General features: G+C 56.4%; 23 protein-coding genes. 10 read left to right on the top strand and 13 right to left on the bottom strand.

The window, feature by feature from the left end:
- The first annotated feature begins 82 nt into the window (after positions 1-82).
- Positions 83-1,261: a formate-dependent phosphoribosylglycinamide formyltransferase gene (gene purT / locus AC4IBF_RS08490; protein WP_491463257.1), complete on the top strand. Its 1,179-nt coding sequence runs from the start codon at positions 83-85 to the stop codon at positions 1,259-1,261.
- A 41-nt stretch (positions 1,262-1,302) separates the two neighbouring features.
- On the opposite strand, the gene kdgA is transcribed toward purT, so the two are convergent.
- From kdgA to zwf, 3 genes are all read right to left on the bottom strand, one after another.
- Positions 1,303-1,944 (bottom strand): bifunctional 4-hydroxy-2-oxoglutarate aldolase/2-dehydro-3-deoxy-phosphogluconate aldolase, encoded by a 642-nt coding sequence (gene kdgA, locus AC4IBF_RS08485; RefSeq protein ID WP_063409039.1) that lies wholly within the window; start codon positions 1,942-1,944, stop codon positions 1,303-1,305.
- Between the two features lie 39 nt (positions 1,945-1,983).
- The gene (edd, locus tag AC4IBF_RS08480) at positions 1,984-3,795 is read right to left on the bottom strand and encodes a phosphogluconate dehydratase (protein ID WP_115875686.1); all 1,812 of its coding nucleotides are present in this window, start codon (positions 3,793-3,795) and stop codon (positions 1,984-1,986) included.
- A 233-nt stretch (positions 3,796-4,028) separates the two neighbouring features.
- A complete protein-coding gene (gene zwf / locus AC4IBF_RS08475) occupies positions 4,029-5,504 on the bottom strand; it encodes a glucose-6-phosphate dehydrogenase (protein WP_008500457.1) in 1,476 nt (491 codons plus the stop codon).
- Positions 5,505-5,860: 356 nt separating this feature from the next.
- On the opposite strand from zwf, the gene AC4IBF_RS08470 reads away from it, so the two are divergent.
- Both AC4IBF_RS08470 and pyk read left to right on the top strand, forming a co-directional pair.
- Positions 5,861-6,730 carry a MurR/RpiR family transcriptional regulator gene (locus AC4IBF_RS08470; RefSeq protein ID WP_143345261.1) on the top strand — a complete coding sequence of 290 codons (870 nt, stop codon included), beginning with the start codon at positions 5,861-5,863 and terminating at the stop codon, positions 6,728-6,730.
- A gap of 140 nt (positions 6,731-6,870) precedes the next feature.
- Positions 6,871-8,313, top strand: coding sequence for a pyruvate kinase (gene pyk, locus AC4IBF_RS08465; RefSeq protein WP_008500455.1), 1,443 nt, complete (start codon positions 6,871-6,873; stop codon positions 8,311-8,313).
- Positions 8,314-8,358: 45 nt separating this feature from the next.
- Here pyk and lpxM read toward each other — a convergent pair whose 3' ends face one another.
- The 3 genes from lpxM to znuA form a co-directional block, all read right to left on the bottom strand.
- On the bottom strand, positions 8,359-9,330 hold the full coding sequence (gene lpxM, locus AC4IBF_RS08460) for a lauroyl-Kdo(2)-lipid IV(A) myristoyltransferase (RefSeq protein ID WP_029741765.1): 972 nt from the start codon (positions 9,328-9,330) through the stop codon (positions 8,359-8,361).
- A gap of 121 nt (positions 9,331-9,451) precedes the next feature.
- Positions 9,452-10,771 (bottom strand): murein DD-endopeptidase MepM, encoded by a 1,320-nt coding sequence (gene mepM / locus AC4IBF_RS08455; protein ID WP_045326742.1) that lies wholly within the window; start codon positions 10,769-10,771, stop codon positions 9,452-9,454.
- 15 nt (positions 10,772-10,786) lie between these two features.
- Positions 10,787-11,731 (bottom strand): zinc ABC transporter substrate-binding protein ZnuA, encoded by a 945-nt coding sequence (gene znuA / locus AC4IBF_RS08450; RefSeq protein WP_133295439.1) that lies wholly within the window; start codon positions 11,729-11,731, stop codon positions 10,787-10,789.
- A 77-nt stretch (positions 11,732-11,808) separates the two neighbouring features.
- On the opposite strand from znuA, the gene znuC reads away from it, so the two are divergent.
- Entirely contained in the window at positions 11,809-12,564 is a 756-nt protein-coding gene (gene znuC, locus AC4IBF_RS08445; protein WP_023312233.1) for a zinc ABC transporter ATP-binding protein ZnuC, read from the top strand.
- Entirely contained in the window at positions 12,561-13,346 is a 786-nt protein-coding gene (gene znuB, locus AC4IBF_RS08440; protein ID WP_491463256.1) for a zinc ABC transporter permease subunit ZnuB, read from the top strand. Before znuC ends, znuB begins: the two co-directional genes overlap by 4 nt.
- Before the next feature lie 52 nt (positions 13,347-13,398).
- On the opposite strand, the gene ruvB is transcribed toward znuB, so the two are convergent.
- From ruvB to aspS, 6 genes are all read right to left on the bottom strand, one after another.
- Positions 13,399-14,409: a Holliday junction branch migration DNA helicase RuvB gene (gene ruvB / locus AC4IBF_RS08435; protein ID WP_008500449.1), complete on the bottom strand. Its 1,011-nt coding sequence runs from the start codon at positions 14,407-14,409 to the stop codon at positions 13,399-13,401.
- Positions 14,410-14,417: 8 nt separating this feature from the next.
- On the bottom strand, positions 14,418-15,032 hold the full coding sequence (gene ruvA, locus AC4IBF_RS08430) for a Holliday junction branch migration protein RuvA (protein WP_023617042.1): 615 nt from the start codon (positions 15,030-15,032) through the stop codon (positions 14,418-14,420).
- An 80-nt stretch (positions 15,033-15,112) separates the two neighbouring features.
- A complete protein-coding gene (gene ruvC, locus AC4IBF_RS08425) occupies positions 15,113-15,634 on the bottom strand; it encodes a crossover junction endodeoxyribonuclease RuvC (protein WP_003859749.1) in 522 nt (173 codons plus the stop codon).
- A 34-nt stretch (positions 15,635-15,668) separates the two neighbouring features.
- Positions 15,669-16,409 (bottom strand): YebC/PmpR family DNA-binding transcriptional regulator, encoded by a 741-nt coding sequence (locus AC4IBF_RS08420; protein WP_008500447.1) that lies wholly within the window; start codon positions 16,407-16,409, stop codon positions 15,669-15,671.
- A 27-nt stretch (positions 16,410-16,436) separates the two neighbouring features.
- Complete coding sequence (gene nudB, locus AC4IBF_RS08415) at positions 16,437-16,880, bottom strand: dihydroneopterin triphosphate diphosphatase (protein WP_008500446.1); 444 nt, start codon at positions 16,878-16,880, stop codon at positions 16,437-16,439.
- Between the two features lies 1 nt (position 16,881).
- The gene (aspS, locus tag AC4IBF_RS08410; protein ID WP_111964818.1) at positions 16,882-18,654 is read right to left on the bottom strand and encodes an aspartate--tRNA ligase; all 1,773 of its coding nucleotides are present in this window, start codon (positions 18,652-18,654) and stop codon (positions 16,882-16,884) included.
- A gap of 263 nt (positions 18,655-18,917) precedes the next feature.
- Between aspS and AC4IBF_RS08405 the strand changes: the two genes are divergently transcribed.
- Genes AC4IBF_RS08405 through cmoB form a run of 5 tightly spaced genes read left to right on the top strand, consistent with a single transcriptional unit; the run spans position 18,918 to position 22,498 of the window.
- The gene (locus AC4IBF_RS08405) at positions 18,918-19,484 is read left to right on the top strand and encodes a hydrolase (protein ID WP_121932053.1); all 567 of its coding nucleotides are present in this window, start codon (positions 18,918-18,920) and stop codon (positions 19,482-19,484) included.
- The gene (locus AC4IBF_RS08400; protein ID WP_136195781.1) at positions 19,481-20,299 is read left to right on the top strand and encodes a DUF72 domain-containing protein; all 819 of its coding nucleotides are present in this window, start codon (positions 19,481-19,483) and stop codon (positions 20,297-20,299) included. Before AC4IBF_RS08405 ends, AC4IBF_RS08400 begins: the two co-directional genes overlap by 4 nt.
- A 51-nt stretch (positions 20,300-20,350) precedes the next feature.
- Positions 20,351-20,746, top strand: a complete 396-nt coding sequence (locus AC4IBF_RS08395) for an MAPEG family protein (RefSeq protein ID WP_021240443.1) — start codon at positions 20,351-20,353, stop codon at positions 20,744-20,746.
- A 40-nt stretch (positions 20,747-20,786) separates the two neighbouring features.
- The gene (cmoA, locus tag AC4IBF_RS08390; protein WP_111964821.1) at positions 20,787-21,530 is read left to right on the top strand and encodes a carboxy-S-adenosyl-L-methionine synthase CmoA; all 744 of its coding nucleotides are present in this window, start codon (positions 20,787-20,789) and stop codon (positions 21,528-21,530) included.
- Positions 21,527-22,498 carry a tRNA 5-methoxyuridine(34)/uridine 5-oxyacetic acid(34) synthase CmoB gene (cmoB, locus tag AC4IBF_RS08385; protein WP_115875692.1) on the top strand — a complete coding sequence of 324 codons (972 nt, stop codon included), beginning with the start codon at positions 21,527-21,529 and terminating at the stop codon, positions 22,496-22,498. The genes cmoA and cmoB overlap by 4 nt, the downstream gene beginning before the upstream one ends.
- A gap of 205 nt (positions 22,499-22,703) precedes the next feature.
- Here the strand turns inward: cmoB and cutC are convergent, their stop codons facing one another.
- A complete protein-coding gene (gene cutC / locus AC4IBF_RS08380; RefSeq protein ID WP_111964823.1) occupies positions 22,704-23,447 on the bottom strand; it encodes a copper homeostasis protein CutC in 744 nt (247 codons plus the stop codon).
- Between the last annotated feature and the right edge of the window lie 9 nt (positions 23,448-23,456).

The following is a 23,456-nucleotide window of genomic DNA, read 5'->3' as shown; positions in this document are numbered from 1 at the left end:
CTTCTCCCCTCACCTGGCCGTGTACAAGACAGACGCAAACGTTTTCGTTTATACTGCCCGCAACTTTTTCAGGGGGATTGTTATGATTCGTTTAGGAACCGCGCTGCGACCTGCGGCGACGCGAGTGATGCTGTTGGGATCGGGCGAGCTGGGCAAAGAAGTCGCCATTGAGTGCCAGCGTTTAGGCGTTGAAGTGATTGCCGTGGATCGTTACGCCGACGCGCCAGCCATGCACGTCGCCCATCGTTCTTATGTGATTAACATGCTGGATGGCGATGCCCTTCTCGAGCTGATTACGCGCGAGAAACCTGATTTTGTCGTGCCGGAAATTGAAGCCATTGCCACCGATACGCTGATCGCGCTTGAGCAGGAAGGCCAGCTCGTGGTGCCCTGCGCGAAAGCCGCAAAGCTGACCATGAACCGCGAAGGCATTCGTCGCCTGGCGGCAGAAGAGCTGGGATTGCCCACGTCGAGCTATCGTTTTGCTGGCGATAAGGCTGCATTCCTGCAGGCTGTAGACGAGATTGGCTACCCGTGCATCGTTAAGCCGGTGATGAGCTCCTCCGGTAAAGGACAGAGCTTTATTCGCGACAGCAGCACGCTGGACAAGGCGTGGGAGTACGCCCAGCAGGGCGGCCGCGCCGGCGCCGGTCGCGTCATCGTCGAAGGCGTCGTGAAGTTTGATTTCGAGATCACCCTGCTGACCGTCAGCGCCGTTGACGGCGTCCATTTCTGCGACCCGATAGGCCACCGCCAGGAAGATGGCGATTATCGCGAATCCTGGCAGCCGCAGCATCTGAGCGCCCTGGCGCTGGAACGTGCTCAGGAGATCGCCCGTAAAACCGTCCTGGCGCTGGGCGGCTATGGCCTGTTTGGCGTGGAGCTGTTTGTGTGCGGCGACGAGGTGGTTTTCAGCGAAGTTTCCCCTCGCCCGCATGACACCGGCATGGTGACGCTGATTTCGCAGGATCTCTCCGAATTCGCCCTGCACGTGCGAGCCTTCCTCGGCCTGCCCGTCGGCGGTATCCGTCAGTACGGCCCGGCCGCCTCGGCGGTGATCCTGCCGCAGCTAACCAGCCAGAACGTCACGTTTGATAATGTCGACGGGGCGGTGGGTGCCGGGTTGCAGGTACGTTTGTTCGGCAAGCCGGAGATTGACGGAACCCGGCGTCTTGGCGTGGCGTTAGCCACCGGGGATAACGTTGACGACGCCGTGGCGAGAGCCAAAGCGGCCGCAGCAAGCGTTAAGGTAACGGGATAAAAAAACGGGCCGTAAGGCCCGTTTTTCATGCGACGAGAGACTTACTGCTTCGCGCCTTCCACCGCTTCGCGAGCAAGTTTTGTGATGCGATCCCAGTCGCCCGCTTCCAGCGCATCCGCCGGAACCAGCCATGAGCCACCGATGCACAGGACGCTTTTCAGTGCCAGGTAGTCACGGTAGTTGGCAGGAGAGATGCCGCCCGTCGGGCAGAAGCGTACCTGAGAGAATGGACCCGCAATCGCCTGCAGCGCTTTGGTGCCGCCGTTCGCTTCAGCCGGGAAGAATTTAAACTCTTTCAGACCGTAGTCCATGCCCAGCATCAGTTCAGAGACGGTGCTGATACCCGGGATCAGTGGAATAGTGCCTTCGGTCGCGGCTTTCAGCAGCGACTCGGTCAGACCCGGGCTGATGGCAAACTGTGCGCCCGCTTCGGTCACTTCAGCCAGCTGTTTTGCGTTCGTCACGGTACCCGCACCGATGATGGCGTCCGGCACTTCTTTGGCAATCGCGCGAATGGCATCCATCGCGCAGGCGGTGCGCAGGGTCACTTCCAGAACGCGAACGCCACCCGCAACCAGCGCTTTCGCCATCGGTACAGCGTGCTCCAGCTTGTTTACCACGATAACCGGCACGACAGGGCCAGTGGTCAGGATTGATTCTGCACTTGTTTTCCAGTTTTTCATCAGAGTTTTCTCTCGCCAGATCGTTAAAATCAAGTCGTCTTAAAACGTAATACAGGTAGCGCCCTGCTCCGCACCGGAGAGTTTCTCACGCAGCGCGCTGAACATTTCGCGTCCGGTCCCCACGCGCGATGCGCTTAGGTCAGGAATATGGGGCTGACGTGCCGCCAGCTCGGCGTCATCGACCAGCAGGGTTAACTCACCTGTCTGACCGTTCACGCGGATCGTGTCACCGTCACGTACTTTCGCCAGTAAACCGCCGTCGTAAGCTTCAGGCGTCACGTGGATGGCTGAAGGCACTTTACCGGATGCCCCAGAGAGGCGTCCATCGGTTACTAACGCAATTTTGAAACGGCGGTCCAATAATACACCAAGTGGTGGCATAAGTTTATGTAATTCTGGCATCCCGTTAGCTTTAGGCCCCTGGTGACGCACCACCACCACGCAGTCTTTATCAAGCAGGCCGGCGTCAAAGGCAGGTAATACGTCGTGCTGGCTTTCAAACACCACCGCCGGCGCTTCGATAATCTGGTTCTCTTCCGGTACTGCAGAGGTTTTCATCACCGCGCGACCGAGGTTGCCGCTCAGCACTTTGGTGCCACCGTGAGGAGAGAAAGGTTTGTCGATAGTGGCAATCACCTGCGCATCAAGAGACGCGCTCGCCCCATCACGCCAGTCCAGCTCGCCGTTGTTCAGCCACGGCTCCTGGGTGTAGCGCTGCAGGCCAAAGCCAGCCACGGTATTCACGTCTTCATGCAGCAGACCGCCCTTCAGCAGCTCGCGCATCAGCAGCGGTACGCCGCCCGCGGCCTGGAAGTGGTTAATATCCGCCGGACCATTCGGGTACAGGCGTGCCATCAGCGGCACCACGGAAGAGATCTCGGAGAAGTCATCCCAGTTAATCAGAATGCCCGCCGCACGCGCCATAGCCACCAGGTGCATGGTGTGGTTGGTTGACCCCCCGGTTGCCAGCAGCGCGACAATCCCGTTGACGATGACTTTTTCATCGACCATTTTACCCATCGGCATCCATTCGTTGCCGTTTCCGGTCAGACGCGTAACCTGACGGGCCGCGGCCTCGGTCAGCGCCTTGCGCAGCGGCGCATCCGGCTGGATAAAGGACGAGCCCGGAAGCTGCATCCCCATAAACTCCACCACCATCTGGTTAGTGTTAGCCGTACCGTAGAACGTACAGGTCCCCGGCGCATGATAGGACGCGGCTTCCGCCTCCAGCAGCGCCTGACGGTCTGCTTTCCCTTCCGCGTACAGCTGGCGGATACGCACTTTTTCTTTGTTCGGCAGGCCGCTTGCCATTGGACCGGACGGCACGAAGATAGCAGGCAGATGCCCAAACGACAGCGCCGCCATCACCAGACCCGGGACAATCTTGTCGCACACGCCGAGATAGAGCGCGCCATCAAACATGTTGTGTGAAAGACCCACCGCCGCGGACATGGCAATCACTTCGCGGCTCAGCAGGGAGAGCTCCATACCGTCCTGACCCTGCGTTACGCCGTCGCACATGGCGGGTACCCCACCCGCGACCTGGCCCACCGCATTCACGCTGTGCAGCGCTTTACGGATGATATCCGGGTAAACCTCATAGGGCTGGTGCGCGGAGAGCATATCGTTATAAGCGGTAATGATGGCGATATTGTTACGCAACATGCTTTTCAGCGACGCTTTATCGTCAGGCTGGCAGGCGGCGAAGCCGTGCGCCAGGTTACCGCAGGCCAGCTGAGATCGGTGGACGGTGTTGCTCTTTGCCTGCTCAATCCGGGCGAGGTAGGCCGAACGGGTCTCTTTCGAGCGCTCAATAATGCGCTGTGTTACGCGTAACAATGTCGGATTCATAAAAGCTCCTCTCATTTATCTGTCCGGGCTCGGGAGTTTACAAAGTCGCTGGCAGTTGTTAACAACGCTGAAACGCTTGCTGTCCGGAGCTCAGGGGCAAAATCACTTCCGGCAGTGTAATAAAAAAAGCTCCGCGGGTGAATCCACGCGGAGCTTAAAAGTTGAAAATTGTGCCACTAGCTGTGTTAGATCATGTTACCGGTAAAATAACACTTTCGGGCTAGCGGATTATCTTACTCAAACTCGTTCCAGGAGCGGCCATCGCGGGTGATCATCGCCACCGACGCGACAGGTCCCCAGGTGCCCGCCTGATACGGTTTTGGCGCATCCTGATCGGCAGCCCAGGCTTCGGTGATGGAGTCGACCCATTTCCATGCTTCTTCCACTTCATCACGGCGCACGAACAGCGCCTGAATACCGCGCATGGTTTCCAGCAGCAGACGCTCGTAAGCATCGGCCAGGTGCGTCTGGTTGAAAGTTTCGGAATAGCTCAGATCCAGCTTGGTGGTCTGCAGGTTGTGTTTATGATCCAGGCCCGGTACTTTGTTCAGGATCTGGATATCCACGCCCTCGTCCGGCTGCAGACGAATGGTCAGTTTATTTTGCGGCAGTTCCTGCCAGGACTCTTTGAACAGGTTCAATTCCGGGTTCTTAAAGTAGACAACCACTTCGGAACATTTGGCCGGCAGACGCTTACCGGTGCGCAGGTAGAACGGAACACCCGCCCAGCGCCAGTCGTCGATATCCACGCGGATCGCCACGAACGTCTCGGTGTTGCTGGACTTGTTCGCGCCCTCTTCTTCCAGGTAGCCTGGCACTTTTTTGCCTTGCGCAAACCCGGCGGTGTACTGGCCGCGAACGGTCTTCTCGCGCACGTTGGAGCGGTCGATGCGGCGCAGCGACTTCAGCACTTTCACTTTGGCGTCGCGGATGCTGTCAGCCGTCAGGTCAGACGGAGGAGACATGGCAATCATGCACAGAATCTGCAGCAGGTGGTTCTGGATCATGTCGCGCATCTGACCGGCCTGGTCAAAGTAACCCCAGCGGCCTTCAATCCCCACCTCTTCCGCCACGGTGATTTCCACGTGGTCGATAGTGCGGTTGTCCCAGTTATTCACAAACAGGGAGTTAGCGAAACGCAGCGCCAGCAGGTTCAGAACCGTCTCTTTACCGAGGTAGTGGTCGATACGGTAGACCTGGCATTCTTCAAAGAACTCGCCCACCTGGTCGTTGATTTCGCGCGAGGTTGCCAGCGACGTACCCAGCGGCTTCTCCATCACGACGCGCGCCGGTTTGGCGTTCAGTTTGGCTTCGCCCAGACCTTTGCAAATGGCGCCGAAGGTGCTTGGCGGCATGGCGAAATAGTTAATGGTGACACGGTTTTTCTGATCCAGCATCGCGCCCAGGCGGGCGAATGCGCTGACGTCATTCACGTCCAGGTTGCAGAAATCGAGGCGTCCACTCAGGGTATCCCACAAACTTTCATCAATTTTTTCTTTCATGAAAGTTTCGAGCGCCTCGCGGACGACTTTGGTATAAGCGTCCTTGTCCCAGTCGGCGCGCCCTACACCCAGGATACGGGTATCCGGATGAATTTGGCCCGCTTTCTCCAGTTGATACAGGGAAGGCAGCAATTTTCGGCGTGCAAGATCGCCTTTCGCGCCGAAAATGACCAGGTCACATGCCTGGGCTGTTTGCGTTACCGCCATGTCATTCTCCTCAGTTGGATCACCTGGTGCTTCTGCCAGGTATCGTTGTAATTTTATTACAATGCACTGTACTGCTTTTACGTCATTCCCGAAACCATTTGCGCTTATCGTCGCGCGCGATACCGCGATTTTTCACCCTTCGGATGATTTCGACGGCTTAATGACGCAACAACCGTCGTTTCTTTGCGCAACAGGGTCATAGCAAAACCCGACACCGATCAAGTAATGAAAAAAAACAACAACATTATCTTGTCTATTGTTACCCTTAATGGAAGCCACAAGGGTAATATCGGCTAAATCGAATCTCGATTTCATCAATTTATGAAATCGTTTACACCCATGAGCGTCCTGTTAACATGAACATGCTGGAAAAAATCCAGTTTCAACTGGAACACCTTAGCAAATCCGAGCGTAAAGTGGCCGAGGTCATTATGGCCTCCCCCGCTCAGACGATTCATTCAAGCATCGCCGCTCTGGCACAGGAAGCGGGTGTTAGCGAACCCACGGTCAATCGCTTTTGCCGCAGTCTGGAAACGCGCGGCTTTCCTGATTTTAAACTGCATCTGGCACAAAGTCTGGCTAACGGCACCCCTTATGTTAATCGTAATGTGGATGAAGACGACAGCGTTGATGCCTATACCACGAAAATTTTTGAGTCGGCCATGGCTTCGCTTGACCACGTCCGTCAGTCTCTGGACATGAGCTCCGTGAATCGCGCGGTGGATTTACTCACCCAGGCCAAGCGAATTGCGTTCTTTGGGCTCGGGTCGTCGGCGGCCGTCGCGCATGACGCCATGAATAAATTTTTCCGCTTTAACGTTCCGGTTATTTATTCCGATGACATTGTGCTGCAACGCATGAGCTGTATGAATTGCAGTGAAGATGACGTCGTGGTACTGATTTCGCATACCGGCCGCACCAAAAGTCAGGTAGAGCTGGCGCAGCTGGCCCGTGAAAACGATGCCATGGTGATTGCCCTCACTACAGCCGGCACGCCGCTGGCGCGTGAGGCAACGCTGGCAATCACCCTCGACGTGCCGGAAGACACAGACATTTATATGCCGATGGTCTCCCGACTGGCCCAGCTCACCGTGATTGACGTGCTTGCGACCGGTTTTACCCTACGTCGCGGGGCAAAATTCCGGGATAACTTGAAGCGGGTCAAGGAAGCGCTGAAGGAATCGCGTTTTGATAAAGAATTGCTTATAAAGAGCGATGTTCCCTGATAGTTGATAACGAATACGTCACGAATAATGACGATGTAACGATTTACGGCATTCGGTCCCCTCGCCGCTGCCTTGCAGCAGATGAAGGCCGATTCAATGTTCACGCAACACCAAAGTTGTTTCAGTCAACGGAGTATTACATGTCCAGAAGGCTTCGCAGAACCAAGATCGTAACCACCTTAGGCCCGGCCACCGATCGCGATAATAATCTCGAAAAAATTATCGCCGCCGGTGCCAACGTGGTACGTATGAACTTCTCTCACGGTACGCCAGAAGACCATAAATTACGTGCCGATAAAGTGCGTGAAATTGCAGCAAAACTGGGCCGTCATGTTGCTATCCTCGGCGATTTGCAGGGTCCAAAAATCCGTGTATCGACCTTTAAAGAGGGTAAAGTTTTCCTCAATATCGGCGACAAATTCCTGCTTGATGCCAACCTGGGCAAAGGCGAAGGCGATAAAGAGAAAGTTGGTATCGACTATAAAGGCCTGCCGGCTGACGTGGTGCCTGGCGATATCCTGCTGCTCGACGACGGTCGCGTACAGCTGAAAGTGCTGGAAGTTCAGGGCATGAAAGTGTTCACCGAAGTCACCGTTGGCGGCCCGCTCTCCAACAATAAAGGCATCAACAAACTGGGTGGCGGCCTCTCAGCAGAAGCGCTTACCGATAAAGACAAAGCGGACATCGTAACTGCCGCGCTGATCGGCGTTGACTACCTGGCCGTCTCCTTCCCGCGCTGTGGCGAAGATCTTAACTATGCGCGTCGCCTGGCACGTGATGCAGGCTGCGATGCTAAAATCGTCGCTAAAGTTGAACGCGCGGAGGCCGTTTGCGATCAGGATGCCATGGACGATGTGATCCTCGCCTCTGACGTTGTCATGGTTGCGCGTGGTGACCTGGGCGTGGAAATCGGCGACCCTGAGCTGGTCGGTATCCAGAAAGCGCTGATTCGTCGCGCACGTCAGCTGAACCGCGCGGTGATCACCGCCACTCAGATGATGGAATCGATGATCACCAACCCAATGCCAACCCGTGCGGAAGTTATGGACGTGGCCAACGCCGTGCTGGACGGTACGGATGCGGTGATGCTCTCTGCGGAAACCGCTGCGGGCCAGTATCCGGCAGAAACCGTGGCCGCCATGGCGCGCGTCTGCCTGGGCGCTGAAAAGATCCCAAGCATCAACGTCTCTAAACATCGTCTGGACGTGCAGTTCGACAACGTGGAAGAAGCGATTGCGATGTCTGCGATGTACGCGGCAAACCACCTGAAGGGCGTTACCGCGATCATCACCATGACCGAATCTGGCCGCACCGCGCTGATGACCTCTCGTATCAGCTCTGGCCTGCCAATTTTCGCCATGTCCCGTCACGAACGTACCCTGAACCTGACGGCGTTGTACCGCGGCGTGACGCCGGTTCACTTCGACAGCACTAATGATGGCGTAGCTGCAGCGCACGATGCCGTAAACCTGCTGCGCGACAAAGGCTATCTGGTGTCCGGTGATATCGTTATCGTGACCCAGGGCGATGTGATGAGCACCATCGGCTCAACCAACACCACGCGCGTTATGACCGTCGAGTAATAACGTTTGTGTTAAAAAGCCCTCTCCGTCTGGAGAGGGCTTTTTTTATTTCCTCGGATAAAGCTCTTTGCGTTTGTAGGGCTCTGTTTCACCCGGTTTACGCGTTTTAAGCAGCTTCAAAATCCACGTGTACTGTTCGGCATGCGGCCCCACCAGGATCTCCACCTCTTCGTTCATTCGACGCGCGATGGTGTGGTCGTCCGCGGTGAGCAGATCGTCCATCGGCGGACGGACCTCAATACTCAGGCGATGCGTTTTGCCGTCATAGACCGGGAATAGCGGGATCACGCGGGCACGACAGACTTTCATCAGTCGACCAATCGCGGGGAGCGTCGCTTTATAGGTCGCAAAGAAATCGACAAACTCGCTGTGCTCTGGGCCGTGGTCCTGATCCGGCAGATAGTAGCCCCAGTACCCCTGACGTACCGACTGAATGAAGGGCTTAATGCCATCGTTACGCGCATGCAAACGTCCGCCAAAACGACGACGCACCGTGTTCCAGACAAAATCGTAGATTTTATTTCCCTGGTTATGGAACATCGCCGCCATTTTCTGGCCCTGAGACGCCATGAGCATCGCCGGAATATCAACGCCCCAGCCGTGGGGGACAAGGAAAATGACTTTCTCGTCATTGCGGCGCATCTCCTCGATGATGTCCAGCCCTTTCCAGTCAACGCGATCGACGATTTTATCCGGCCCTTTCAGCGCCAGTTCCGCCATCATCGCCATTGCCTGCGGGGCAGTGGTATACATCTCATCAATAATTGCCTCACGTTCGGCGTCGCTTTTCTCAGGAAAACAGTAGTAGAGATTAATCTGCGCGCGGCGGCGAGCGCTCTTGCCTAAACGCCCGGCCAGACGGCCAATTTTCCCCAGAACTGGGTCTCGGACGGAAGCCGGCAGCAACGCCATCCCCGCAAAGGCGTAAACACCAAGCCAGGCGCCCCAGTTGCGCGGATGGCGAAAGGATTTTTCAAACTCAGGAATGTATTCAATATTGTTTTTTTTGGTTTCCATGCTGGATCCAGGGTCTGATGAAGCAAAATTTTATTCAGATAGTGTAGCGAGGCAGTCGTCCCCGCACAAAAGAAAAAGCCGGCGTCAGTGTGCGCCGGCTTTTTTAACAAAAACAGAGGGCTTAGTTCAAGCTCAGCTGCGGTATCACCTCTTTCACCTGCGCCAGATAATCAGTACGATCTTTACCTGTCAGGCCTTCGGTGCGCGGCAGTTTCGCCGTCAGCGGGTTCACGGCCTGTTGGTTGATCCACACTTCATAGTGCAGATGCGGGCCGGTAGAGCGTCCGGTATTGCCGGAAATCGCGATACGGTCACCACGCTTCACCTTCTGGCCCGGTTTGACCAGCAGCTTGCGCAGGTGCATGTAGCGGGTCGTATAAGTACGACCATGACGTACCGCGACATAATATCCGGCGGCACCGCTACGCTTGGCCACCACCACTTCTCCATCCCCTACCGCCAGTACCGGCGTACCCTGCGGCATGGCAAAGTCAACGCCACGGTGCGGCGCGACGCGCCCGGTTACCGGGTTCAGACGACGCGGGTTAAAGTTAGAGGAAACGCGAAACTGTTTTGCCGTCGGGAAGCGCAGGAAGCCTTTCGCAAGGCCCGTACCGCTGCGATCGTAGAACTTACCGTCTTCGGCACGAATCGCGTAATAATCTTTACCTTCAGAGCGCAGTCGGACGCCCAGCAGCTGGCTTTGCTCGCGCTTGCCGTCCAGCATCTCGCGTGACATCAGGACGGAGAACTCATCGCCCTTCTTCAGCTTGCGGAAATCCATCTGCCACTGCATGGCTTTGATCACCGAACTGATTTCAGCGCTGGTCAAGCCTGCATCGCGCGCGCTGGAGACAAAGCTCGCGCCCACGGTGCCTTTCAGAACGCTGTTAACCCAGTCACCCTTCTGCATTTCGCTGGTCATCTTGAAACCGTTTGCAGTGCGATCGTAGGTGCGGGTTTCGCGGCGGGACATTTCCCAGGTCAGACGCTGGAGATCGCCATCCGCCGTTAATGTCCAGGAGAGCTGCTGTCCGATTTTCAGATTACGAAGATCTTTATCCGCAGCCGCCAGCTGGCTGATATTGCCCATGTCGATGCCGTACTGGTTCAGCACGCTGCTCAGCGTGTCACCGGTAGACACTACATATTCGTGGATACCCGCTTCGTTCTCGGTTTTATCGTCCAGTTCATCCTGCGGGATAGCTTCATCTTCCTGAGCCGCCTGGTCGATAGGCTCACTGGCTTCAGGCAGCAAAGAACGGATTTCGCTCTTTTCAAGCTCAATGGTTTTGATGATAGGGGCAGAACTCGGGTGGTACACATAGGGCCGCCAGACGGCGACCGCTAAGGTGAGTACTGTAAGCGACCCCAGCATAACGCGGTGGGGTCGAGGCAGATTGTTAAATGCCAGGGCGACAGAGCGGGCTATCTGTTGCACGTATTCACTTCCTCGTTATTCTCCTTTCAGGCAGCTCGCATACTGGTTCGCCAGTTGGCTGAGGAACTGCGAATAGCTCGCTTTGCTCAACTGGATATTCGTACCTAGCGGGTCAAGGGTTCCCATGCGCACGGATGTTCCCCTGGCCACGGCTTCTACGACCGCTGGCCTGAACTGTGGCTCAGCAAAAACGCATGTCGCTTTCTGCTCAACCAGCTGTGTTCTGATTTCATGTAAACGCTGCGCACCAGGCTGAATTTCAGGGTTGACGGTGAAGTGGCCCAGCGGGGTCAAACCGTAGTGTTTTTCGTAATAGCCGTAGGCGTCATGAAACACGAAATACCCTTTTCCTTTCAACGGTGCGAGCTCATTACCCACCTGCTTATCGGTTGCGGCTAATTGTGCCTCAAAATCCTTCAGGTTGGCGTCTAGTTTGGCTCGACTTTGCGGCATAAGTTCCACTAATTTGTCATGGATTGCAACCGCTGAAAGCCGCGCTATCTCTGGGGATAACCAAAGATGCATGTTGTACTCGCCGTGATGGTGATCTCCATCACCTTTTTCACCGTCTGCAGCATTGTGGTCATGTTCGTCGCCGTCGTCATCCGCCCCTTTCATGAGCAACGGTTTCACGCCGGGGAGGTCGGCAATCGCGACCTGTTTTTCACCCGCCACCTGTTTTGCTGACTTCTGCATGAACGCTTCCATTTCAGGACCAATCCAGACGACTAAGTCCGCGTTTTGCAAGCGTTTTACATCTGACGGGCGCAGGGAATAGTCATGCTCAGATGCACCATCAGGGAGCAGAACCTGGGTCTCCGTTACGCCGTCTGCAATGGCGGACGCGATGAATCCAAGTGGCTTAAGCGAAGCGACAACCGCAGCGTTAACATCTTGTGCGGTTGTCCCCCAAAGGGCAGCAGATAATGCTGCGAAAAGAAGCGTATTTTTATGTAACATAATGCGACTAATCATCGTAGTGAATGCGTGGAGTGTGATATTATAACATTCGTTGACTTCTTCAAGCTTAAAATGACATGACGACATTGGTTTCTCTTGAAAATATTTCGGTCTCATTTGGCCAGCGCCGCGTCCTCTCTGACGTGTCGCTGGATCTGAAGCCCGGCAAAATTCTGACGCTTCTCGGCCCCAATGGCGCAGGTAAATCCACCCTGGTACGCGTGGTGCTGGGTTTGGTCGCACCCGATGAAGGCGTGATTAAGCGTGAGGAAAAATTGCGTATTGGCTATGTGCCGCAAAAACTTCATCTCGACGCCACGCTGCCGCTGACGGTCAGCCGTTTCCTGCGTCTGCGCCCCGGCACGCGTAAAGCCGATATTCTCCCGGCACTGAAACGCGTGCAGGCGGGCCATCTTGTCGATGCGCCGCTGCAAAAACTGTCCGGCGGTGAAACTCAGCGTGTTTTACTTGCCCGCGCGCTGCTAAGCAGCCCGCAGCTTCTGGTACTGGATGAGCCGACTCAGGGTGTGGATGTGAATGGTCAGGTTGCGCTTTATGATTTGATCGACCAGCTACGTCGCGAGCTCGATTGCGCAGTGCTGATGGTCTCCCATGATCTCCATCTGGTAATGGCAAAAACCGACGAAGTGCTGTGCCTCAACCACCATATCTGCTGCTCCGGTACGCCTGAAGTCGTCTCCATGCATCCGGAGTTTATCTCCATGTTCGGCCCTCGTGGCGCCGAGCAGCTTGGCATTTATCGTCATCATCATAATCATCGCCATGATTTACAGGGACGAATCGTACTGCGTCGGGGAAATGGACACTCATGATTGAACTGTTACTGCCCGGCTGGCTGGCCGGGATTATGCTTGCCTGCGCCGCGGGCCCGCTCGGCTCGTTTGTGGTATGGCGCAGAATGTCTTACTTCGGTGATACCCTGGCGCATGCGTCCCTGCTGGGCGTGGCTTTTGGTCTGCTGCTGAACGTCAACCCGTTCTACGCGGTGATTGTGGTCACGCTGCTGCTGGCGGCCGGTCTGGTCTGGCTGGAAAAACGCCCTCACCTCGCCATCGATACCCTGCTTGGCATCATGGCGCACAGCGCCCTGTCGCTGGGCCTGGTGGTGGTCAGCCTGATGTCGAACATCCGCGTGGATCTGATGGCCTACCTGTTCGGTGACCTGCTGGCCGTGACGCCGGAGGATCTCATCGCTATAGCCATTGGCGTGCTGGTGGTGCTCGCTATTCTGTTCTGGCAGTGGCGGAATTTACTGGCCATGACCGTCAGCCCGGACCTGGCGTTTGTCGACGGCGTGAAGCTGCAGCGCGTTAAGCTGCTGCTGATGCTGGTGACGGCGTTAACCATTGGCGTAGCGATGAAGTTTGTCGGCGCGCTGATTATTACGTCGCTGCTGATCATCCCTGCCGCTACGGCGCGTCGTTTTGCCCGTACGCCTGAGCAGATGGCCGGCGTAGCCGTGATCGTCGGGATGATTGCGGTAACGGGTGGACTCACCTTCTCGGCGTTCTATGACACGCCTGCTGGGCCGTCCGTGGTGCTGAGTGCTGCGGTGCTGTTTATCTTCAGTATGATGAAGAAGACCGCACAGTAGTGGGTATGTCCCCGGTGACGCTTCGCTTACCGGGGCTACAAATTATCGCTGCTTACGGCATTGCCGGTGGCGTAATACCGAAATGATTCCACGCCCGCACCGTCGCCATACGTCCACGCGGGGTGCGCTGCAGGAAGCCCTGCTGAATCAGATACGGCTCCAGCACATCTTCAATCGTCTCACGCTCTTCACCAATAGCCGCCGCCAGGTTATCCAGCCCGACCGGGCCACCAAAGAACTTGTCCAGCACCGCCAGCAGCAGCTTGCGGTCCATGTAATCAAAACCTTCGGCATCGACGTTCAGCATGTCCAGCGCCTGGGCGGCAATCTCGGCGGAAATCGAACCGTTGTGCTTTACCTCTGCAAAGTCACGCACGCGGCGCAGCAGGCGGTTGGCGATACGCGGCGTACCGCGGGAACGCTTCGCCACTTCAAACGCGCCCTCTTCGCTCATTTCCAGCCCCATATAGCGGGCGCTGCGGCCAACGATGTGCTGGAGATCGGCAACCTGATAAAATTCCAGACGCTGCACGATCCCGAAACGGTCGCGCAGTGGAGAGGTCAACGACCCGGCTCGCGTCGTTGCGCCAATCAGGGTAAACGGCGGCAGATCGATTTTGATGGAGCGCGCGGCCGGACCTTCGCCGATCATGATATCCAGCTGGTAATCTTCCATCGCCGGATAGAGCACCTCTTCTACCACCGGTGAGAGACGGTGGATCTCATCGATAAACAGCACGTCATGTGGTTCGAGGTTGGTCAGCATCGCAGCGAGATCGCCCGCCTTCTCCAGCACCGGGCCGGAGGTGGTGCGCAGGTTAACGCCCATCTCATTGGCGACGATATTCGCCAGCGTGGTTTTGCCTAAACCGGGAGGGCCAAAAATCAGCAGGTGATCGAGCGCATCGCCGCGCAGTTTTGCCGCCTGGATGAAAATCTCCATCTGGGAACGAACCTGCGGCTGGCCAATGTACTCATCAAGCAGTTTTGGGCGAATCGCGCGATCCACCACATCCTCTGCCTGAACAGTGCCTGCCGAAACCAGGCGGTCTGCTTCTATCATCCTTTACCTCACAATGCAGCGCGCAGCGCTTCACGAATCAGGGTTTCACTGCTGGCGTCCGGTTTGGCAATTTTGCTCACCATACGGCTGGCCTCCTGAGGTTTATAGCCCAGCGCCACCAGCGCGGCAACCGCTTCCTGCTCGGCATCATCATCCGTCGCAGGCGCACCTGGAGAGGTCAGTACCAGATCGGCCGCCGGCGTGAAGAGATCGCCATGCAGGCCTTTAAAGCGGTCTTTCATCTCGACAATCAGACGCTCTGCCGTTTTCTTACCGATGCCCGGAAGCTTAATCAGCGCCGCAGGATCTTCGCGCTCAACAGCATTCACAAACTGTGGTGCAGACATGCCGGATAAGATCGCCAGCGCCAGTTTCGGCCCGACGCCGTTGGTTTTAATCAGCTCGCGGAACAGCGTGCGTTCCTGCTTGTTGTTGAAGCCGTACAGCAGCTGAGCATCTTCACGCACCACAAACTGAGTAAAGACAATCGCCTCTTTGCCCGCGTCCGGCAGCTCGTAGAAGCAGGTCATCGGCATATGGACTTCATAGCCCACGCCACCCACTTCCAGCAGCACTAACGGGGGTTGTTTTTCAATGATGATGCCTCTGAGTCTGCCTATCACGTGACGCTCCTGCGTTCTGGAAGAAATTAACTGCCGACATAATAAAAAAAGGCTGGATAAACATCCAGCCTGATTTGTCATTATCGTAACCTGCCTCGCGCCAGATTGAGCCGCGACTCGCTCATTTGCATCGCGTTCTGGCTCACGTGACAGTGGGTAATCGCAATCGCCAGCGCATCCGCGGCATCGGCCTGCGGGTTCGCAGGGAGCTTCAGCAGGGTACGCACCATGTGCTGCACCTGACTTTTCTCCGCGCTACCAATACCCACCACCGTCTGCTTAACCTGACGCGCCGCGTATTCAAATACCGGCAAATCCTGGTTCACGGCAGCGACAATGGCAACGCCACGAGCCTGGCCGAGCTTCAGCGCCGAATCGGCGTTTTTCGCCATGAAGACCTGCTCGATGGCGAAATAGTCCGGCTGAAACTGGGTGATGATCTCCGATACGCCCGCATAAATGAGCTTCAGGCGCGACGGCAGATCGTCAACTTTGGTGCGGATACAGCCGCTGCCCAGGTAGGTTAACTGGCGTCCCACCTGACGGATAACGCCATAACCGGTGACGCGTGAGCCTGGGTCAATCCCGAGAATAATCGACATCACGCGTCTCCTGTAACGGATTTATACGCTCTCATCAGAGAGTCGCTGCAACCTCATCAGAGATTTCACCGTTGTGGTACACTTCCTGCACGTCGTCACAGTCTTCGAGCATGTCGATCAGACGCAGCAGTTTTGGTGCGGTTTCCGCATCCATGTCCGCTTTGGTGGACGGGATCATGGAGACTTCAGCGTTGTCCGCTTTCAGGCCTGCCGCTTCCAGCGCGTCGCGCACGGCACCCATCTCTTCCCATGCGGTATAAACGTCGATAGCACCGTCGTCGAAGGTCACTACGTCTTCCGCACCGGCTTCCAGCGCCGCTTCCATGATCGCATCTTCGTCGCCTTTCTCGAAAGAGATGACGCCTTTTTTGCTGAACAGGTACGCAACGGAACCGTCAGTGCCCAGGTTGCCACCGGTTTTGGTGAACGCGTGGCGCACTTCCGCAACGGTACGGTTACGGTTGTCGGACAGGCACTCAACCATCACCGCCGTACCGCCAGGACCGTAACCTTCATAAATGATGGTTTCCATGTTCGCGTCTTCGTCACCGCCCACGCCACGTGCGATTGCACGGTTCAGGGTGTCACGCGTCATGTTGTTGGACAGCGCTTTATCAACCGCCGCGCGCAGACGCGGGTTAGACGCCGGGTCGCCGCCGCCCAGACGCGCTGCCGTCACCAGCTCGCGAATGATTTTGGTAAAGATCTTACCGCGCTTGGCATCCTGTGCCGCTTTGCGGTGTTTGGTGTTGGCCCACTTACTATGACCTGCCATAAAAATATCCTCAAAGAGCGCGCCTTTTCAGGCAGCGTTAATTACAAATTCTTCAATCGCCTGCCGGTTGCTCCACGACTTGGTCAGCGCGGCAGCATCCGCCGCATTCACCCAGCGGTAGGTCAGGTGTTCGGTAAACACGATCTCCCGTTCATGGGGGAGCGCGAGACAGAACCACGATTCCGTATTGCGCTCGGTACCCGGCGCGTAGCGATGACGTAAATGGCTAAAAATTTCGAACTCCACCGTGCGCTGACAGTCCTTCAGGGTCAGTTGCTCGCGGGCAACGTCAATGGCGACCTCTTCCTTTACTTCACGCGCGGCGGCCTGCGGCGCGGTCTCCCCCTCTTCCAGACTGCCGGTAACCGACTGCCAGAATTCAGGGTCATCACGCCGCTGCAACATCAGCACCCGCTTCGTGTCTTCTGCATAAATGACCACCAGGACCGAAACGGGGAGCTTATATGTCATATCAGTTTTTCTCTTCCTTCTTCACCACCTCAATGCCCAGCTCAGCCAGTGCGGCCGGGTTGGCAAAGCTTGGCGCTTCGGTCATCAGACACGCTGCGGCAGTGGTTTTCGGGAAGGCGATAACATCACGGATGTTATCGGTGCCGGTCAGCAGCATGGTCAGACGGTCAAGACCAAAGGCCAGACCCGCGTGCGGAGGCGTACCGTATTTCAGCGCGTCCAGCAGGAAGCCGAATTTCTCGCGCTGCTCCTGCTCGTTGATGCCCAGGATGCCGAACACGGTCTGCTGCATTTCACCGCTGTGAATACGCACGGAACCGCCGCCCACTTCGTAGCCGTTAATGACCATATCGTAGGCGTTGGCGACGGCCTCTTCCGGTGCCGCTTTCAGCTCTGCCGCCGTCATCTCTTTTGGCGAGGTGAACGGGTGGTGCATCGCGGTCAGGCCGCCTTCACCGTCGTCTTCAAACATTGGGAAGTCGATAACCCACAGCGGCGCCCATTTGCTCTCGTCGGTCAGGTTCAGGTCTTTGCCGAGCTTCAGACGCAGCGCGCCCATCGCATCCGCAACAACTTTCTTGTTATCTGCGCCGAAGAAGATCATGTCGCCGTCCTGCGCGCCGGTGCGCTCAAGGATCGCTTCCACGATGTCCGCGTTCAGGAATTTCGCGACCGGGCTGGTGATACCTTCCAGACCTTTCGCACGCTCGGTCACTTTAATATAGGCCAGACCTTTAGCGCCGTAGATCTTGATGAAGTTGCCGTAATCGTCGATCTGCTTACGGCTCAGTGCTGCACCACCCGGTACGCGCAGGGCCGCCACGCGACCTTTCGGATCGTTAGCCGGGCCGGAGAAGACGGCAAACTCAACGGCTTTCACCAGGTCTGCAACGTCCACCAGCTCCATCGGGTTACGCAGGTCTGGTTTGTCAGAGCCATAACGACGCTCGGCTTCCGCGAAGGTCATGATTGGGAAATCGCCCAGCTCAACGCCTTTAACGTCGTTCCACAGGCTACGCACCAGGGCTTCCATCACTTCACGCACCTGCTCAGCGGTCATGAAGGAGGTTTCCACATCGATCTGGGTAAATTCAGGCTGGCGGTCAGCACGCAGGTCTTCGTCGCGGAAGCATTTCACGATCTGATAGTAGCGATCGAAGCCGGACATCATCAGCAGCTGTTTGAACAGCTGTGGAGACTGCGGCAGCGCGTAGAATTTGCCTTTATGAACGCGGGATGGGACCAGGTAATCGCGCGCGCCTTCCGGCGTGGCTTTGGTCAGCATCGGGGTTTCGATATCAAGGAAACCGTGGTCATCCATAAAGCGACGCACCAGGCTGGTGATTTTCGCACGGGTTTTCAGGCGCTGAGCCATTTCCGGGCGACGCAGATCCAGGTAGCGGTATTTCAGACGCGCTTCTTCAGTGTTGACGTGGTTGGAGTCCAGCGGCAGCGCTTCAGCACGGTTAATGATCGTCAGATCGGACGCCAGCACTTCAATGGCACCCGTCGCCATGTCGGCGTTAACGTTTTTCTCGTCACGCGCACGCACGGTGCCGGTGACCTGAATGCAGAACTCATTACGCAGCTCAGAGGCCAGCTTCAACGCATCAGCGCGATCCGGATCGAAGAACACCTGAACGATACCTTCGCGGTCGCGCATATCGATGAAGATAAGGCTACCAAGATCACGACGACGATTGACCCAACCACACAGGGTGACCTGCTGTCCGACGTGGGACTGACGCAGCTGCCCGCAATATTCTGTACGCATGAGATATCCCTTAATTAGCCGCAGGCTAAATGTCGCCTGGTATGCAGGCTACTATGTCGCAGCTTTCTGTATGTCACAACTGGATGAAAAAAGGCGGCTATTATACTGGAAATTCCGCCGGACGATAAGAGCGAACCACGGCCTGGCGGTCGTTTGCTGCACTCTTATTGCGCATTCTCACAAAAATTAACAAAATTATCCGCCCAGGAACAGGCCATCACGTCGTATGGTGTCCGGAAGTGATTCATTTAACGGGAGTAACGATGTTAACACTTGATGCCAGTAAAACCGCGCTTGTCGTGATTGATTTACAGGAAGGCATTTTGCCCTTCGCCGGCGGCCCGCATACCGCGGACGATGTAGTCAGCCGCGCCGCTCGCCTGGCGGAAACCTGTCGTGCCAGCGGTGCCCCGGTTGTCATGGTGCGCGTCGGCTGGTCTGCTGATTACGCCGAAGCGTTAAAACAGCCCGTTGATGCCCAGGCTCCTGCACGCGCCCTGCCGGAAAACTGGTGGACGTACCCGGCCTCACTGGGTAAACGCGACAGCGATATTGAAGTGACCAAACGTCAGTGGGGTGCATTCTACGGCACCGATCTTGAACTGCAGCTCCGCCGTCGCGGCATTGACACCATTATCCTGTGCGGTATTTCCACCAACATCGGCGTGGAGTCGACTGCCCGCAACGCGTGGGAGCTGGGGTTTAATCTGGTGATTGCCGAAGATGCCTGCAGCGCGGCCTCCGCGGAACAGCATCAGGGCAGCATGACCCACATCTTCCCGCGCATCGGCCGCGTGCGCAGCACGGATGAGATTGTCAGCGCGCTATGATGTATGTCGGTTTACCCCAGTGGTCGCACCCGAAATGGGTGCGCCTTGGCATCACCGGCCTTGAGGAATATGCCCGGCACTTCAACTGTGTCGAGGGTAACACCACCCTGTATGCGCTTCCGAAAGCCGAGATTGTTGCACGCTGGCGGGAACAAACGACCGACGACTTCCGCTTCTGCTTCAAGTTTCCGGCGACCATTTCTCACCAGGCCGCGCTGCGCAACTGCGGCGATTTGACCGAAGAATTTTTCGCGCGCATGTCACCGCTGGCAAACCGCATCGGCCAGTACTGGCTGCAGCTTCCGGCCGTCTTTGGCCCGCGCGACCTGCCCGCGCTGTGGACGTTTCTGGACGCCCTGCCCCGGGAGTTTACCTACGGCGTTGAAGTCAGGCATCCTGAGTTTTTTGCTAAGGGCGAAGCGGAAAAAGCGCTCAATCGCGGCCTGCTTGAGCGTTCCGTTAACCGGGTGATCCTCGACAGCCGTCCGGTGCACAGCGCTATCCCGCATAGCGAAGCCATCGTTGAAGCTCAGCGTAAAAAACCGAAAGTACCGGTTCACGCCATCGTGACCGCACATAACCCAATGGTCAGGTTTATCGGCAGCGATAACATGCAGCAAAACCAGGCGCTGTTCACCGCCTGGCTGGAAAAACTGGCATCGTGGGAACACACCACCACGCCGTATCTCTTTTTGCACACGCCGGATATTGCCCAGGCCCCCGAACTGGTCGATGCTCTATGGCAGGCCTTGCAGGCTGCGGTGCCGTCCGTGGGAAGCGCCCCTTCCATCCCACAACAATCTTCTCTTTTTTGATATCACCCCCTATCATAGTGAAGTGCCATCTGCCAAAAACAGGGAGTTTGTATGGTCAGCGCGCTGTATGCGGTGTTAGGTGCATTACTGCTGATTAAGTTTTCATTTGATGTTGTGCGCCTCAGAACGCTCTACCGCGTCTCCTACGGTGACGGCGGGTTTTCAGAGCTACAAAGCGCTATCCGCATTCATGGCAACGCGGTTGAATACATCCCCGCAGCCCTAATCCTGCTGCTGTTTATGGAGATGAATGGCGCAGAAACCTGGATGGTGCACATCTGTGGCCTGCTGCTTATTGCTGGCCGCCTGATGCATTATTACGGCTTTCACCATCGCTTAATCCGCTGGCGTCGTTCCGGCATGAGTGCAACCTGGTGTTCACTTTTGCTGATGGTGCTGGCTAACCTGTGGTATATGCCGTGGGAGTTGGTTTTCTCCCTCCATTAGCGCACAATACGCCACTTTATTTTTCCCGGATTTTTACGTTATGTCAGATCGCGACACGCTTTTTTCCGCGCCTATCGCCAGCCTGGGCGACTGGACCTTCGATGAACGGGTAGCCGAAGTCTTCCCGGATATGATCCAGCGCTCTGTTCCCGGTTATTCCAATATTATCTCTATGATCGGCATGCTGGCTGAGCGCTTCGTTCAACCCGGCACGCAGGTCTATGACCTGGGCTGCTCGCTCGGCGCGGCAACGCTGTCGGTTCGTCGTAACGTTCACCACGAAGGCTGCCGCATTATTGCCGTCGATAACTCCCCGGCCATGGTTGAGCGCTGCCGTCGCCATATTGACGCGTACAAAGCTCCTGTTCCGGTAGACGTGGTGGAAGGTGATATCCGCGAGATTGAGATCAATAACGCGTCTATGGTGGTGCTGAATTTCACGCTTCAGTTCCTGGTACCGGAAGACCGCCAGCTGCTGCTGGACAAAATTTATCAGGGGCTGAATCCTGGCGGCGCGCTGGTGCTCTCTGAGAAATTCAGCTTCGAAGATGCCGAGGTTGGCGAGCTGCTGTTCAATATGCACCACGATTTCAAACGGGCGAACGGCTACAGCGAGCTGGAGATCAGCCAGAAGCGCAGCATGCTCGAAAACGTGATGCTGACGGATTCCGTAGAAACCCATAAAGCGCGTCTGAGCAAAGCCGGTTTTGAGCACAGCGAACTGTGGTTCCAGTGCTTTAACTTTGGTTCGCTGGTAGCGCTGAAAGCGGGGAAACCGGCATGATCGAGTTCAGTAACTTCTATCAGCTGATTGCCAAAAACCAGCTCTCCCACTGGCTGGAAACCTTGCCCGCGCAGATTGCCGCCTGGCAGCGGGACCAGCAGCACGGCCTGTTAAAGCAGTGGTCAAATGCAGTGGAGTTTCTGCCCGAACTGACCCCGCATCGTCTGGACCTTCTGCACAGCGTCACCGCAGAGAGTGAAGAACCGCTTCCGGCAGGTCAGATCAACCGCATCGAAACGCTGATGCGTAACCTGATGCCGTGGCGCAAAGGGCCGTTTTCACTTTACGGCGTGAACATCAATACCGAATGGCGCTCGGACTGGAAATGGGATCGCGTCCTGCCCCACCTTTCCGACCTGACCGGGCGCACCATTCTGGACGTGGGCTGCGGCAGCGGTTACCACATGTGGCGCATGATTGGCGCGGGCGCGCATCTGGCGGTAGGTATTGACCCGATGCAGCTGTTCCTGTGCCAGTTTGAAGCGGTACGTAAGCTGCTGGGTAACGATCAGCGCGCGCACCTGCTGCCGCTGGGCATTGAGCAGCTGCCAGCTCTGAAAGCGTTTGATACCGTGTTCTCCATGGGCGTGCTTTATCACCGCCGCTCCCCGCTTGAACATCTGTGGCAATTGAAAGATCAGCTGGTCAGCGGCGGCGAGCTGGTGCTCGAAACGCTGGTTATTGAAGGCGATGAACACGCCGTTCTGGTGCCGGGCGATCGCTACGCGCAGATGCGCAACGTTTACTTCATCCCTTCCGCGCTGGCGCTAAAGAACTGGCTGGAGAAATGCGGGTTTGTGGATGTGCGGATTGCCGATGTCAGCGTGACCTCAATCGAAGAGCAGCGCCGCACCGACTGGATGATCACCGAATCGCTGGAGCAATTCCTCGACCCAACCGATCACAGCAAAACCATCGAAGGCTATCCGGCCCCGATGCGTGCGGTGTTAATAGCGACTAAGCCGTAGTCTTTTAGTCGGGTGGCGGCTGCGCCTTACCCGGCCTACTCGTAGCACGTTTTCTCCGAAATAGTTCAAGTTGCAGCGAGGCAGCCAACGCAGCTGCGGCTTGAAATATGAAGGAGAAAAAAAGGCCCCTGTGTAATTGGCAGGGGCCTGGTACAAGCAAGCATCATATTGGGCGACATGATGCGCGGTAAAAATCGGTACGTTGCTACACGTGATGGCGCTCAATCAGCGACTTCATTTCCGCAACCGACTCTCCCTCTACGCCATAGCGTGAATACTCATCCGCTTCAGCATCCGTCGACATTGACAATCCTGTATTGCGATAACGCATGGGCGAAGGTATCCATTTCCCCGCGGAGCTGTGCAGCTCTTCTACCCCGGCGTTTAAAAACCGTTCCAGATTGCTGGCGCGGACTCCCGCACCCGCCATTATTATTGGAACACCAGAATGTGCTTTTAGTTCCGTAATTAATTGCAGTCCTTTTTCAGCTGACGCCTGCTGACCCGATGTCAGGATGCGCGCCACGCCAAGTTCTCCAAGCGTTTCAAAGGCCTGAAGCGGATCTTTACACATATCAAATGCGCGATGAAAAGTGACGGCCATCCCCTGCGCGGCGCTCATAATCTGACGCATACGCGGTATATCGATATTGCCGTCTTCATCCAGCAGCCCGGTCACCAGCCCTGGAAACCCCAGGTCCCGAACGAGGGCGATATCATCAAGCATGGCACTGAACTCGCCCGCCGTGTAACAAAAATCACCGCCGCGCGGACGAATAATTGGGTGAACGGGAATAGTGACGGCCTGACGGGCTGACTTCAACACGCCGTAAGACGGCGTCAACCCGCCCTCCTTGGGTGCCGCGCACAGTTCAATGCGGTCAGCCCCGTGCTTTTGCGCGGTCACGGCACACTCCACGCTGTAACAACAAATCTCCAGCAGCGCCATTTAATCCTC

The sequence above is a fragment of the Enterobacter sp. Taxon_8 genome (genome assembly GCF_058354585.1).
The sequence above is the reverse complement of the archived record's forward strand: the minus strand, read 5'-3'. Positions and strand labels throughout refer to the sequence as shown.